Origin of the sequence: Pseudorhodoferax sp. LjRoot39 (assembly GCF_964253035.1) — a bacterium.
Taxonomy (GTDB): domain Bacteria; phylum Pseudomonadota; class Gammaproteobacteria; order Burkholderiales; family Burkholderiaceae_C; genus Pseudorhodoferax.
Genome location: NZ_CAXUQL020000001.1, coordinates 6575977 through 6590509, shown reverse-complemented (window position 1 = coordinate 6590509; position 14533 = coordinate 6575977). Strand labels below are relative to the sequence as shown.

Genomic DNA, 14533 nt, shown 5'->3' with positions numbered 1-14533 from the left:
GGATTCTACTCAGGCGGTCTGCAGCATCCCGCGCTGCTCGATGAAGCGCACCACCTCGGCCAGCCCGTCGTTGGTCTTCAGGTTGGTCATCACGAAGGGCTTGAGTTCGCCGCGCGCGTTGGTGCGCATGCGGCGCGTGTCGGCCTCCATCACTGCCAGGTCGGCACCCACGTGCGGCGCCAGGTCGGTCTTGTTGATCACGAACAGGTCGCTCTTGGTGATGCCAGGGCCGCCCTTGCGCGGGATCTTCTCGCCGGCCGCCACGTCGATCACGTAGATCGTGAGGTCCGACAGCTCGGGGCTGAAGGTGGCGGCCAGGTTGTCGCCACCGCTTTCCACGAACACCACGTCGGCATCGGGGAAGTCCTCCAGCATGCGGTCGATGGCTTCGAGGTTGATGGAGGCGTCCTCGCGGATCGCCGTGTGCGGGCAACCGCCCGTCTCCACGCCCATGATGCGCTCGGCCGGCAGCGCGCCGCTGACGGTCAAGAGGCGCTGGTCTTCCTTGGTGTAGATGTCGTTGGTGATGGCGACCAGGTCGTACTGCGCGCGCATCTGCTTGCAGAGCATCTCCAGCAGCGTGGTCTTGCCCGAGCCGACCGGGCCGCCGATGCCCACGCGCAGCGGGGGCAGTTTCTTGGTGCGGTGGGCGATGTGGTGCAGGGCGGTCATGGTCAAGGGCTTCTCAGGAACGGAACAGTCGGGAGTATTGGGTTTCGTGCTGCGCAGACAGGATGGCCAGCATGGGCGAGAAGGCCTGGCGCGCATCGTCGGGCGTGGCCAGTGCCTGCTCGACGGCCGCCGGAATCGCCTGCGCCAGCCGCTGCAGCATGCGCTGGCCGGCGCTCTGGCCCAGTGGCACGGCCTTGACGGCGGCGGCGACCATGTTCTCGGCCCAGCCGAAGGCGAAGGCCAGGCAGGCCTCGCGCGGCTGCGCGCCGGCGCGCGCCGCGGCGAAGGCGAAGGCAATGGGGTAGCAGGGCGTGAGCCCGGCAAACGCGCCCACGGCGTCGCCGTGCTGCAGCTTGAGCCACTCCAGCATCGAGCGACCCATCTGCTCGGTCTGCAGCACGAATTCGGCGGATTCGCGTGTGCAGCGCAGCCAGGCGTCCAGCGCCTGCACGCGGTCGTGGTCGCCCGCCTGCCAGGCCGCGACGGCCTCGGCCACCACGGCCAGGTCGCTGCGCGCCTGGCTCAGCTGCAGTTGCGCCAGCAGCCAGTCGCCGGCCTGTTGCTCGCCATTGGCGAGCTGGGCATCGATGGCCGCTTCCAGCGCTTCGGAGTAGCTGAAACCGCCCACTGGAAGTGCAGGCGAGGCCAGCCAGATCAGCCCCAGCAAGGTGGGGGAAGAGATGCTCAGCGTGTTCAGAGTCGGCCCAGCAGTTCGGTTTTCTTGGCCTGGAATTCGGCCTCGTCCAGCACGCCCTTGGCGCGCAGTTCCGCCAGGCGCTCGATGGTGGCGAAGATGTCCTGCGCGTTGCCGCTCCCCTGTGCCGCTGCGGCAGGCGCCTGGTAGGGCGCGGGCGTGGGCTGGTACGGCGGCGCGGCCACGGGCTCCATGCCATTGACCGAGACGACCGGCAGGCTGGCCACGTCGATCAGGCCGTACTGGCTGTTGAAGCTCAGTGAACCACCGTAGGACTGCTGCTGCGAGAAGCCGCCGATCTGGTGGTCCAGCGTGTCGTAGATCGTGACCACGCCGTTGGCTTCGATGGCCAGGCGCCGCGCCTGCGCAAAGTTGGCATAGCGAATGCCGTTCTGCGAACCCGTGCTGTCAGGCCAGCGCAGCGTGGGGCCCCACCAGTCGGGCGGCGGTGGCACGAACAGGCTGGCACTGTTGCCGCCGCCGGTGTGGCTGGTGCCGCTGCCGCTGAACTGCTCCTGCCCGTTCTGGCTCTGGGACTGGAAGCTGCCGCTGCGCAGCAGATCCGGCTGGCTGGCGACAAGGTTGGCCAGCTCGAAGCACAGCGCGTCGACGCGCGACCTGAGCTGGTTGTTGAACATGTCCGACACCATGGTCATGCCGCCGCGCATCCACTGCCCCGAGCCACCGAACTCCGGATGGCTGAACTGGGCCATGCCGCCGTTGCCGCGGACCACGGCGTCCAGCATGCTCATTGCGGCATCCGCGCTGATGCCGTGCCGCCGGGCGATGTCGTCGATGGCCTGCTGGCCGGTCGGGGAGAGTTGGCGCATGGGGAGCCTCGCTCTGCAATGGGATGGACGGATTCTGGCAAGGGTCGGCGTCGGGCGTGTGCCTGTTACTGTTGCTGCTGCTGGTCCTGACCATCGTGGTGATGGGCGTGGCCGTGCTGGTGCGCATGGGCATGTCCGTGCCCATGCGCGTGGTCGTGGTCGTGGTGCGCGTGGCCATGGTCGTCATGGTCATGGTGGTCGTGGTCATGCCCATGACCCTGCGCGCTGTAGGCGCCGCCCTCGGGCTCGAAGGCCTCTGCCACGGGCGTCACGATCAGGTGCATGGCGCGCAGCATGTCGGCCAGCACATGGTCGGGCTCGATCTTGAGGTGGTCGGGCTTGAGTTCGATCGGCACGTGGCGGTTGCCCAGGTGGTAGGCCGCGCGGATGAGGTCGAAGGGCGTGCCGTGGGCCGAGCAGTGCGTGATCCTGAGCACGTCCTGCGGTGCGGCCAGCACGCGGATCAGCGAGCCGTCCTCGGCCACCAGCACGTCGCCGCCACGCACGGCCGTGCCGCGCGGCAGAAACACGCCGAGCTGGCGGCCCTGCGAGTCGGTGGCGTCGAAGCGGCTCTTCTGGCGCACGTCCCAGTCCAGTTCGACGGTGGCGGCGCGCTTGAGCAGCACGGGCGCGAGGCCGGCGCCCTGGGGCATGAGTTTGCTGGTGGTGAGCATGATTGGCGAAGAAGGTGTGCGTGGGAGCGGGGCCGCCGCAGCGTGCGGCGGCCATCGGCCCCCATCCTAGACCCGCGGCGGGTCGGCCGTGTCAGAACAGGAAATACCGCTGCGCCATCGGCAGCACCTTGGCCGGCTCGCAGGTCAGCAGTTGCCCGTCGGCCCGCACCGCATAGGTCTGCGGATCGATCTCCATCTTCGGCAGGTAGCCGTTGTGGATCAGGTGCTGCTTGCGCACATTGCGGATGTTCTTCACGGCGCTCAGGTTCTTGGCCAGGCCGAAGCGCTCCTTGATGCCTGCCGACAGCCCGGCCTGCGACACGAAGGTCAGCGAGCCCCGGGCGATGGCGCCGCCGTAGGCGCCGAACATCGGCCGGTAGTGCACGGGCTGCGGCGTCGGGATGGACGCATTGGGGTCGCCCATGGCCGCCATCGCGATGCTGCCGCCCTTCAGGATCAGCGCGGGCTTCACGCCGAAGAAGGCCGGCTTCCAGACCACCAGGTCGGCCCACTTGCCGACCTCGATGCTGCCCACCTCGTGGCTGATGCCGTGCGCGATCGCCGGGTTGATCGTGTACTTGGCCACGTAGCGCTTGGCGCGGAAGTTGTCGTTGCGCGCGCTGTCCTCGGGCAGGGCGCCGCGCTGCACCTTCATCTTGTGCGCGGTCTGCCAGGTGCGCAGGATGACCTCGCCGACCCGGCCCATGGCCTGGCTGTCCGAGCTCATCATGCTGATCGCGCCCAGGTCGTGCAGCACGTCCTCGGCGGCGATGGTCTCCTTGCGGATGCGCGACTCGGCGAAGGCCAGGTCTTCGGCGATGCCGGCGTCCAGGTGGTGGCACACCATCAGCATGTCCACATGCTCGTCCAGCGTGTTCACGGTGTACGGCATGGTGGGGTTGGTCGAGGAGGGCAGGAAGTTGTCCTCGCCGACCACGCGCAGGATGTCGGGCGCATGGCCGCCGCCTGCGCCTTCGGTGTGGAAGGCGCACAGCGCGCGGCCCTTGGTCGCGGCGATGGTGTTCTCCACGAAGCCCGATTCGTTGAGCGTGTCCGAGTGGATCGCCACCTGCGTGTCGGTGGCGTCGGCCACGTCCAGACAGTTGCTGATCGCGGCCGGCGTCGTGCCCCAGTCCTCGTGCAGCTTCAGGCCGATCACGCCGGCGTCGATCTGCTCGTGCAGCGCAGCCGGCAGGCTGGCGTTGCCCTTGCCCAGAAAGCCCAGGTTCATCGGGAACGCATCGGCCGCCTGCAGCATGCGCTCGATGTTCCAGGGGCCGGGCGTGCAGGTGGTCGCGAAGGTGCCCGTGGCCGGGCCGGTGCCGCCGCCCAGCATGGTGGTCACGCCCGAGGCCAGGGCTTCTTCGATCTGCTGCGGGCAGATGAAGTGGATGTGGCTGTCGATGCCGCCGGCCGTGACGATGTTGCCCTCGGCCGCGATGATCTCGGTGCCCGGGCCGATGACGATGTCCACGCCGCTCTGCACGTCGGGATTGCCGGCCTTGCCGATGGCCACGATGCGCCCGCCCTTCAGGCCGATGTCGGCCTTCACGATGCCCCAGTGGTCCAGGATCAGCGCGTTGGTCAGCACGCAATCGACGGCGCCTTCGGCCCGGGTGCGCTGGCCCTGGGCCATGCCGTCGCGGATGGTCTTGCCGCCGCCGAACTTGACCTCTTCGCCGTAGCCGCCTGCGGCCAGGGTGTAGTCGCGTTCGACCTCGATCAGGATGTCGGTGTCGGCCAGGCGCATGCGGTCGCCGGTGGTGGGGCCGAAGATCTCCGCGTAGGCGCGGCGCGAGATGGTCGCCATGTCAGAGTTTTCCTTGGATCAGGCCGCGAAAGCCGTACACGGTGCGGTCGCCGGCGAAGTCCACCAGCTCCACGGTGCGCTGCTGGCCGGGCTCGAAGCGCACGGCGGTGCCGGACGCGATGTTGAGCCGCATGCCGCGTGCCGCATCGCGGTCGAAGTCGAGTGCGCCGTTGGTTTCGGCGAAGTGGTAATGCGAGCCGACCTGGATCGGCCGGTCGGCACTGTTCTTGACCAGCACGGTCAGCGTGCGGCGCCCGGGATTGAGTTCATGGTCGCCCGCGTCGACCAGCAGTTCGCCCGGCGTCATCACGGGATCGGCTGGTGCACGGTGACCAGCTTGGTGCCGTCGGGGAACGAGGCCTCGACCTGGATGTCCGGGATCATCTCGGCAATGCCGTCCATGACGTCGTCGCGCGTCAGCACGTTGCGGCCTTCGCTCATGAGTTCGGCCACGGTCTTGCCGTCGCGGGCGCCCTCCATGACGGCTGCCGAGATCAGGGCCACGGCTTCGGGGTAGTTGAGCTTCAGCCCGCGGGCCTTGCGGCGCTCGGCCAGCAAGCCGGCAGTGAAGATCAACAGCTTGTCTTTCTCTCGCGGTGTGAGTTCCATGTCGCTCGAAGATCGGGCTGTGGTGGGTGGTGTCGAACAATTATTCAGCAAGCATCGTGCCGTGGTGTGAGCACGTGGCATGAAAGCTGCGCTGTCAACGCCCCGTGCAAGAGACTTCCGCCCCCCTCGAACAGAACGCCCCGCAGCGCATCGTCAAGGTCCGGCGCGACTACAACAGCTGGGTCGCGCGCGAGACCATGGAGGACTACGCACTGCGCTTCACGCCCACGCGCTTTCGCAAGTGGTCGTCCTGGCGCGTGGCCAACACGGCCTTCGGCGCGGCATCGTTCCTGATCCTGGAGGCCGTGGGCGCCACGCTGCTGGTGCAGTACGGCTTCGTCAACGCGTTCTGGGCCATCCTGGCCACCGGGCTCATCATCTTCCTGGCCGGCCTGCCGATCAGCATCTACGCCGCCCGCTACGGGCTGGACATGGACCTGCTCACGCGCGGCGCGGGCTTCGGCTACATCGGCTCGACGCTGACCTCGCTGATCTACGCGAGCTTCACCTTCATCTTCTTCGCGCTCGAGGCCGCCGTCATGGCCTATGCGCTGGAACTCGCGCTGGGCATTCCGCCGACCTGGGGCTACCTTGTCTGTGCGCTGGTCGTGATCCCGCTGGTCACGCACGGCGTCTCGGCCATCAGCCGGCTGCAGATGTGGACGCAGCCGCTGTGGCTGGTCATGCTGGTCGTGCCCTTCGTCTATGTGCTGATGCGCGATCCTGGTGCGTTCTTGGGCGTTACGCACTATGTCGGTGAAAAATCCTCGCGTGATGGGTTTGAATTGCACTTGTTTGGTGCAGCCCTCACCGTAGGCATCGCGCTGATCACCCAGATGGGGGAACAGGCCGACTACCTGCGGTTCATGCCGGTGCGCGAACGCGCCAACCGGGGGCGCTGGTGGCTGGGCGTGCTGGTCGGCGGGCCGGGCTGGGTGGTGCTGGGCGTGGTCAAGATGCTGGGCGGTGCGCTGCTGGCCTACCTGGCCATCACCCACATGGTGCCCAAGGAGCGTGCGGTCGATCCGAACCAGATGTACCTGGCGGCCTACGAGTACGTGTTTCCGAACTACGGCTGGGCGGTGGCGGCCACGGCCCTGTTCGTGGTGGTCTCGCAGCTCAAGATCAACGTGACCAACGCCTACGCGGGCTCGCTGGCCTGGTCCAACTTCTTCTCGCGCGTGACGCACAGCCACCCCGGGCGCGTGGTCTGGGTGGTGTTCAACACGCTGATCGCGTTCATGCTCATGGAGATGAACGTGTTCCAGGCCCTGGGCGAGGTGCTGGGCCTGTACTCCAACCTGGCGATCGCCTGGATCATGGCGGTGGTGGCCGACCTGGTCGTCAACAAGCCGCTGGGCCTGTCGCCCAAGGGCATCGAGTTCAAGCGTGCCCATCTGTACGACATCAACCCCGTGGGCGTGGGCGCCATGGCGCTCGCCTCGGCGCTGTCCATCAGCGCCTACATCGGACTGTTCGGTCCGCTGGCGCAGGCCTTCTCGGCGCTGATCGCGCTGGGCACGGCCTTCGTGGCTTCGCCGCTGCTGGCATGGCTGACCAAGGGCCGCTACTACATCGCCAGGGAGTCGACACCCCAGGCCCACCGCTGCGTGATCTGCGAGCGCGAGTACGAGGGCCCCGACATGGCGCACTGCCCGGCCTACCAGGGGCCGATCTGCTCGTTGTGCTGCACGCTGGACGCGCGCTGCGGCGACCTCTGCAAGCCGCGCGCGTCTCTGTCCTGGCAATGGTCGGCCGCCTTGCGCTGGCTGTTGCCACGGCGCATCTGGCCGTACCTGGAGACCGGGCTCGCGCACTACCTGCTGCTCATGCTGATCCTGGTGCCGCTGCTGGCGGCCGTCTTCGGCCTGCTCTACAGCCAGGAGACGGCGGTCACCGAAGGCATGGCCGGCGCGCGGTTGGCCGAGGACGCCTTGCGTTCGGGCTTCACCAAGGCCTACATGGCGCTGCTGCTGGCGGCCGGCATCGTGGCCTGGTGGCTGGTGCTGGCGCACAAGAGCCGCCAGGTCGCCCAGGAAGAGTCCAACCGCCAGACCCACCTGCTGGTGCGCGAGATCGCGCTGCACCGCCAGACCGATGCCGAGCTGCAGCGTGCGCGCCAGGTCGCCGAGGAAGCGCGCCGCCAGGCCGACCAGGCCAACCAAGCCAAGAGCCGCTACATCAGCGCCATCAGCCACGAGCTGCGCACGCCGCTCAACAGCATCCTAGGCTATGCGCAGCTGATGGGCGAGGACGCCGCCGTGCCGCCGCACCGGCGCCATGCCGTGCAGGTGATCAAGCGCGGCGGCGAGCATCTGCTGCAGCTCGTCGACGGCACGCTGGACATCGCGCGCATCGAGTCGGGCAAGCTCACGCTGAACATCCGGCCCATGGCCTTCGCCGACACCGTGCACGAGGTTGCCGCCATGTTCGAGCTGCAGGCCGAGGGCAAGGGCCTGGCCTTCCACTTCGAGCCCGAGGGCCAGCTGCCCGAGCTCGTGCGCGCCGACGAGCAGCGGCTGCGCCAGATCCTCATCAACCTGCTGGGCAACGCCATCAAGTTCACGGCCGTGGGCCATGTGCGTTTTCGCGTGCGCTACCAGCGCGAGATGGCGACCCTGGAGATCGCCGACAGCGGCCCCGGCATCGCGGCCGATGCGCTGGCGCAGATCTTCGAACCCTTCGCGCGCGCGCCGGCGCCGGGCCAGAGCGCGCCGGGCGGCGCCGGGCTGGGCCTGACCATCGCCAAGATGCTGACCGACCTCATGGGCGGCGAGCTCACGGCCACGAGCGAACCTGGCGTGGGCTCGCAGTTCCGGGTGCGGCTGTTCCTGCCCGCGCAGCATGGCAGCGCCGGGCGGCAGGTGGCGCGGACCACCACGCCGCGCCATGGCTATGCCGGCCCGCGCCGCAGCATCCTCGTGGTCGACAACGAGGAGGTCGACCGCCAACTGCTCGTGCACCTGCTGGAGCCGCTGGGTTTGCAGCTGCGCACGGCCGCCAGCGGCCACGACTGCCTGGATCTGCTGGTCGCGGGTTACCGGCCCGACGCCATCCTGATGGACCTGGCCATGCCCGGCATCGACGGCTGGGAGACCATCCGCCGCGTGCGCGCACTGCTGCCGCGGCCGCCGCGCATCGCCATCGTCTCGGCCAACGCATTCGACAAGGGCCTGGAGAACGACGTGGAAATCCGGCCCGAGGACTTTCTCGTCAAGCCCGTGCGCCTGTCCGAACTGCTGGACTGGCTGGGCCGCCAGCTCGCGCTGGAGTGGCTGGAGAAGGCGCCGGCCGCCGACGCCGCGGCAGCGCAGCCGGCCCCGGCCGCACCGCTGGCCTATCCCGACGCGGCCAGCCGCAAAGCGCTGCAGCAGGCGGTCGACCTGGGCTTCCACCGCGGCATCATGAATGCGCTGGACGCCATCGAGCGCAGCCAGCCGGCCTGCGCCGGCTTCGTGCAGCAGATGCGCGCGCTGGCCCGACAATTCCAGTTCGAGGCCATGAGCCGATTGCTGCAACAAGCCGATGCCGCACCCACCCCTTGACCAGACCCTGGACCGCGCCAACAGCGATGTGGTGCTGATCGTCGACGACGTGCCCGACAACCTCGCCGTGCTGCACGACGCGCTCGACGAATCGGGCTTCACGGTGCTGGTCGCCACGGGCGGCGAGATGGCCTTGCAGCGCGCGGCCCAGGCGCTGCCCGACGTGGTGCTGCTGGACGCCATGATGCCGGGCATGGACGGCTTCGAGGTCGCGCGCAGGCTCAAGGCCTCGCCGGCCACTGCCCACATCCCCATCATCTTCATGACCGGCCTAACCGAGACCGAGCACCTGGTCGCGGCACTGGAGTCCGGCGGCGTGGACTACGTGACCAAGCCGATCAAGCCCAAGGAGGTGCTCGCCCGCATGGGTGTCCACCTGGCCAGTGCGCGCGAGCGGCGCCAGGCGCGCAATGCGCTCGACGCCTTCGGCTACGCCAGCATCACCGTGCGCCTGAGCGACGGCCGGCTGATGTGGCAGACCGTGCTGGCGCGCGAGTTGCTGCAGCGCTATTGCGGCGACCCGAACGTGGGCAGCGTGGCGCCCGAGGCCGTGCTGGACTGGCTGCGGCGCCATGCGGCCGATGCCGAACAGCGCCAGATCGAGCCGCCGCCGCTGCGCCTGGAGCAAGGCCCCCGCGCGCTGAGCTTCCGGCTGCACCAGCAGACCGGCGACGGCGAGGGGGGCGGCGACTGGCTCATCGTCATGCGCGAGGAGTCCGATGCCGCCGTGATCGAGGCGCTGGGCCTGTCGCTGGCGCTGACCGCGCGCGAGGCCGAGGTGCTGTACTGGCTGGTCAAGGGCAAGACCAACCGCGACATCGGCGAGATCCTGGGCGCGAGCCCCGCCACCATCAAGAAACACCTGGAGCGCGTCTACGTCAAGCTGGGTGTGGAGACGCGTACCGCGGCGGCTACGGTGGCACTGCAGCGCGTGCGGCAACTGCAGCCGCAGTTCCAGGGCTGATTCAGGCTGGTGTGGGCACGTCCGAGAAGCGGGCCCGGATCACCAGCACCTGCGGCAGGATATCGACGAAGACCGGCACCAGCGCGGGGTCGAACTGCTTGCCGGCCTCGCGCTCGAGCAGCGCCACGGCGTCGTCCACGCTCCAGGCCGCCTTGTAGGGCCGCACGCTGGTCAGCGCATCGAACACGTCGGCGATGGCGACGATGCGCGCCTCCAGCGGAATGGTTTCACCGGCCAGGCCGTTCGGGTATCCGCTGCCGTCCCATTTTTCGTGGTGGCTCAGCGCGATCTTGGCGGCAATGTGCAGCACGCCGCTGTCGTGCTGGCCGATGATGTCGGCGCCGATGGCCGCGTGCGAACGCATCACGGCCCATTCCTCGGCCGTCAGCTGGCCCGGCTTGCGCAGGATGTGGTCGGGAATGCCGATCTTGCCCACGTCGTGCATGGGCGCGGCGTGCAGCAGGTCTTCGGCATCGCGCGGATCGAAACCCAGCGCCAGCGCCAGCGCCTGGGCGTAGTGGCTCATGCGCAGCACGTGCTGGCCGGTCTCGTTGTCCTTGTATTCGGCGGCGCGGCCCAGGCGCTGCACGATCTCCAGCCGCGAGGCCCTGAGCTCGTCCATGCGCACCAGCGACAGATGGGTGCGCACGCGCGCGCGCACCACGGGCGGGCTCACGGGCTTGATGATGTAGTCGACCGCACCGGCGTCGAAACCCTGCGCCTCGTCGCCGGCGTCCGACAGTGCGGTGACGAACACCACCGGGATGGACTGGGTGACGGCGTCGGCCTTGAGCGTGCGGCAGACCTCGTGGCCGCTCATGCCCGGCATCATCACGTCCAGCAGCAGCAGGTCGGGCTTTTCCTCGCGCGCGAGCTTGAGCGCCGTGGCGCCGTCGCGCGCGTACAGCAGCCGGTAGTCGGACTGCAGGACGCCGCGCAGCACCTGCAGGTTGGTGGGTTCGTCGTCCACCAGCAGCAGGCGCGGGCGGCGGTCGGTCTCGGTCGTCATGGCAAGGTTCCCAGCTCGGTCTGCAGGCTGGCGCGCAGCCTGTCCACGCAGCGTACTGCAGCTTCGAAGTCGAAGTTGTCGATGGCGTCCATCAACTGGCACATGTCCGCTGGCGACAGCACGTCGGCCAGCTGGTTCAGCGCGTCTTCGTCGAGTTCGTTGCGCTTCAAGGCCCGCCGCAGGTCCTCCAGGTCCGACAGCACGCTGCGCTGTTCCAACGGGGCCAGCATGGTGGGCGGGCGCTGCGCGGGCGCTGGCTCGGGCGCCGCAGCCGGCAGGGTTGCCACCACGGCCTGCAATTGGGCCAGCAGGGCCGGCACGCCGGCCTGCATGGCGGCCAGCTGCCCGGCACGTGCCGCGCGCTCCAGCGCCTGCGCGGCCAGGCGCAGGGCCGGCAGCGCCAGGTTGCCGGCGGCGCCGCCGACGCGGTGGGCCAGCGCGGCCAGCGCGGCAGCGTCCTGGCGGTCCAGTGCGTCGGCCAGGTCCAGCGGGGTGGTGGCACACGATCGCACGAAGTTGGCGATCGCGTTCTGCAGCCGCTCGCGGGTTTTCCACAAGGCCAGGCCCTGGTTCCAGTCGACCACATCGGAGGCGCTCTCGCGCAGCTCCAGTGGCCGCGTGGCCGGCATCTGCGTTTGCAGACCCAGCACGCGCGCCATCTCGCCGAACAGCTGGCCGGTCACCACCGGCTTGGTGGCGAAGCCGTCCATGCCGGCCTGCTGTGCGGCAAGCCGGTCGGCCGCCTGCACGCTGGCTGTCAGCGCGATGACGGGCGTGGGCACCAGGCCCTGGTCGCGCTCGCGCGTGCGCCATGTGCGCGTGGCGCTGAGGCCGTCGAGCTCGGGCATGTGCATGTCCATCAGCACCAGGTCGAACCTGTGCTCGGCCAGCAGCGCCAGTGCCTCGCGCCCGTTGCGTGCGCTGCGCACGCGGTGGCCATCGGCCTGCAGCAGCAGGTCCAGCAGTTCCACGTTCTGCGGCACGTCGTCGGCCACCAGCACCGACAGCGGCGGCAGCTGGCTGGTGCTGGCGGCAGCGTTCGCCACCGGCTCCTGGCCGCCCGGTAGCGGCAGCTGCACCTCGAAGCGGCTGCCCGCGCCAAGCTGGCTGCTGACCACGATGCGCCCACCCATGCGCTCGGTCAGCTGGCGTGCGATGGTGGTGCCCAGGCCGGTGCCACCGAACTGGCGCGTGATGGTGGCATCGGCTTGCGCGAACGCGTCGAAGATGCGCTCCACGCGGTCCGGCGCGATGCCGATGCCGGTGTCGACGATGGCGATCACGGTCATCTGGTCACGCTGCTCGATGTGGATGCCGACATGGCCTCTGTGGGTGAACTTGATCGCGTTGCCGACCAGGTTGACCAGCACCTGCTGGATGCGCAGCGCGTCGCCCTGGCGGTAGTCGGAGAGCAGGGCCGGGTAGTCCAGCGTCAGCGCCAGGCCCTTCTTTTCGGCGGACAGGCGCATGGAGTTCACCACCTGCTCGCAGAGCTGGCGCAGCGAGAAGTCGGCGATCTCCAGTTCGACCGCGCCCTTCTCGAGCTTGGCCGTGTCCAGGATGTCGTTGAGCAGGCCCAGCAGCGACTGGCCAGCCTGGCGCACGGTCTCCAGGTGGCGGCGCTGCGTGGGCGCCAGCGCGGTGTTGAGCAGCACGTCGGTGAAACCCAGGATGGCATTCATGGGCGTGCGGATCTCGTGGCTCATGTTGGCCAGGAAGCTGCTGCGCGCCTGGGCCGCCTGCTCGGCGGCGGCCTTGGCCCGGCGCAGTTCGCGCTCCATGGTCTTGCGCAGCGTGATGTCGGTCTTGAACGCCATCGTCTTGACGACACGGCCGGCGCCGTCGAACACCGGGTTGTAGGTGGCCTGCACCCACAGTTCGCGGCCGTTCTTGCCCACGCGCTCGAACTCGCCGGCCAGCACTTCGCCGCGCTTGAGCGCCTCCATCATGCGCAGCTGTTCCGGCGAGGCGCGCTGGTGCTGCGGCAACATGTCCTGGTAAGGCCGGCCGATCAGTTCAGCGGCTCGGTCGTAGCCCACCATGGCCACGTAGTTGTCATTGCAGGCCAGGATGCGGCCGTCGGGATCGATCTCCAGCACGGCCATGGCGCGGTTCAGCACCGAGCCGGTGGTCTCCAGTGCCTTGGCGCGGGCGCGCTCGTCGGTCACATCCAGCATCACGCCGTCGATCCACTGCAGCACGCCGTCGGCATCGCGCACGCCGCCGGCCGATTCGGAAACCCAGCGCTCGGCCCCGTCGGCGCGGCGGATGCGGTATTCCACTGCATAGGGCTGGTCCTGCTCCAGCGCCTGGGCGATGGCGGTGCTGCGTGCCTGCCGGTCGGCCGGCGGGATCAAGGCTTCCAGGCTGCGCAGCTTGCCGGTGAACTCATCGGCGCGCCAGCCGGTCAGCGTCTCGATGCGCTTGGAGACGAACAGCATCTGCGCGTGCAGCCTGGCCTCGCTGCGGAAGGCCACGCCGGGCATGTTGGCGATCAGCGTGCGGTACTGGGCTTCGCGGTTGCGCAGCGTGCCCTCGATGGCCTTGCGCTCGGAGATGTCGGTCACGATGCCCAGGTACATGGGCTCGCCCGTGTCTTCGGTACGGCTGATCGCCAGCCGCAGCGCGACCGGATGGCCGTCGCGGTGCCGGCCGACGACTTCGCGGCTGGCGCCCAGCAGCGGGCCGAAACGGTCCTGCAGCTGCGCGGCATGGGCGGCCGAGCGCGGATCGGCCGGCATGTTGTTCATCAGCAGGGCGATGTTGCGGCCCACGATCTCCTGCGCGGGCCAGCCAAAGATGCGTTCGGCGGATGCGTTGAAGGACAGGATGCGGCCCTCGCGGTCGGTCGAGACGATCCCGTCCACCGCCGCGTCCAGTACCGCGCGCAGCCGGCCGTCGCTGTCGCGCAGGCGCTGGTTGAGGTGTTGCGAGCGCAGCAGTGCCTGCACGGTGACGGCCAGCGCGCCAATGGTCACGGCCACGAAGGCGATGCCCAGCGCCAGCACGGCCTGGGTGTCCTGGGTGGGGTCGAAGGCCGGATCGGTCTCCCCGATGAAGCGCGCGGCGGCCATGCCCAGGTAGTGCATGCCGGCAATGGCCAGGCCCATGACCACGCCAGCCAGCAGGTTCAGCGCCTGGCCGCCCAGGTGCAGGCGGTGCGCCAGGCCGAAGCGGATCCACAGCGCGAGCACGGCCAGCACCACCGCCAGCGCGATGGAGGCGGCAAAGCCGAGCGGATCGAACGCCAGCCGAGCGTCCATGCGCATGGCCAGCATGCCGCCATAGTGCATGGTGCCGATGCCGGCCCCCACCAGCAGGCCGCCCAGCAGCAGTTGGCCGGCGCTCACGCGCGGGCGCGCGAGCAGGTGCAAGGCGGCGACGGCGGCCGCGAGGCTGGGCAGCATGGACAGCAGCGTGATGCCCGGGCTGTAGTCGACGTTCGTGCACAACTGGAAAGCCAGCATGCCGATGAAGTGCATGGCCCAGACGCCGGCGCCCAGCGCCAGGGAGCCGGCACCCAAAGCAGACCAGCGCGCTGCCGGCCGCGTGGTGCGGCGGGCGCCAGCGGCCAGCTGCATCGCGGCCCACGAGGCGGCGACCGCGACCAGCACCGACAGCGCCACCAGCCAGGGGTTGTAGCCGCCCGCGATCTGCTGCGCCGGTGGCACCGGCTCCAGCAGGAACCAGCGGGACCAATCGAATGTGGGTGGCGGCTGCATCTGA

The 14533-nt window shown here is 69.2% G+C and carries 11 protein-coding genes; 2 read left to right on the top strand and 9 right to left on the bottom strand.

The window, feature by feature from the left end; all coding sequences use genetic code 11:
* Nucleotides 1-9: 9 nt before the first annotated feature.
* From ureG to ureA, 7 genes are all read right to left on the bottom strand, one after another.
* On the bottom strand, nt 10-672 hold the full coding sequence (ureG, locus tag ACSQ4M_RS30780; RefSeq protein WP_056657444.1) for an urease accessory protein UreG: 663 nt from the start codon (nt 670-672) through the stop codon (nt 10-12).
* Nucleotides 673-685: 13 nt separating this feature from the next.
* Nucleotides 686-1339, bottom strand: a complete 654-nt coding sequence (locus ACSQ4M_RS30775) for an urease accessory protein UreF (RefSeq protein ID WP_436193165.1) — start codon at nt 1337-1339, stop codon at nt 686-688.
* Between the two features lie 26 nt (nt 1340-1365).
* Nucleotides 1366-2196, bottom strand: coding sequence for an SHOCT domain-containing protein (locus ACSQ4M_RS30770; RefSeq protein WP_436193164.1), 831 nt, complete (start codon nt 2194-2196; stop codon nt 1366-1368).
* 65 nt (nt 2197-2261) lie between these two features.
* Complete coding sequence (ureE, locus tag ACSQ4M_RS30765; protein ID WP_436193163.1) at nt 2262-2870, bottom strand: urease accessory protein UreE; 609 nt, start codon at nt 2868-2870, stop codon at nt 2262-2264.
* A gap of 91 nt (nt 2871-2961) precedes the next feature.
* Nucleotides 2962-4680: an urease subunit alpha gene (gene ureC, locus ACSQ4M_RS30760; RefSeq protein ID WP_436193162.1), complete on the bottom strand. Its 1719-nt coding sequence runs from the start codon at nt 4678-4680 to the stop codon at nt 2962-2964.
* Nucleotide 4681: 1 nt separating this feature from the next.
* Nucleotides 4682-4987 (bottom strand): urease subunit beta, encoded by a 306-nt coding sequence (locus ACSQ4M_RS30755; protein WP_436193161.1) that lies wholly within the window; start codon nt 4985-4987, stop codon nt 4682-4684.
* Nucleotides 4987-5289, bottom strand: coding sequence for an urease subunit gamma (gene ureA, locus ACSQ4M_RS30750; RefSeq protein WP_436193160.1), 303 nt, complete (start codon nt 5287-5289; stop codon nt 4987-4989). The genes ACSQ4M_RS30755 and ureA overlap by 1 nt, the downstream gene beginning before the upstream one ends.
* A 197-nt stretch (nt 5290-5486) precedes the next feature.
* On the opposite strand from ureA, the gene ACSQ4M_RS30745 reads away from it, so the two are divergent.
* Nucleotides 5487-8834, top strand: coding sequence for an ATP-binding protein (locus ACSQ4M_RS30745; protein WP_436194093.1), 3348 nt, complete (start codon nt 5487-5489; stop codon nt 8832-8834).
* Nucleotides 8815-9798, top strand: a complete 984-nt coding sequence (locus ACSQ4M_RS30740) for a response regulator (RefSeq protein WP_436193159.1) — start codon at nt 8815-8817, stop codon at nt 9796-9798. The genes ACSQ4M_RS30745 and ACSQ4M_RS30740 overlap by 20 nt, the downstream gene beginning before the upstream one ends.
* Before the next feature lies 1 nt (nt 9799).
* On the opposite strand, the gene ACSQ4M_RS30735 is transcribed toward ACSQ4M_RS30740, so the two are convergent.
* Together ACSQ4M_RS30735 and ACSQ4M_RS30730 are read right to left on the bottom strand one after the other, a co-directional pair.
* Entirely contained in the window at nt 9800-10807 is a 1008-nt protein-coding gene (locus ACSQ4M_RS30735) for an HD domain-containing phosphohydrolase (RefSeq protein ID WP_436193158.1), read from the bottom strand.
* Nucleotides 10804-14529, bottom strand: coding sequence for a PAS domain S-box protein (locus ACSQ4M_RS30730; RefSeq protein ID WP_436193157.1), 3726 nt, complete (start codon nt 14527-14529; stop codon nt 10804-10806). The genes ACSQ4M_RS30735 and ACSQ4M_RS30730 overlap by 4 nt, the downstream gene beginning before the upstream one ends.
* Between the last annotated feature and the right edge of the window lie 4 nt (nt 14530-14533).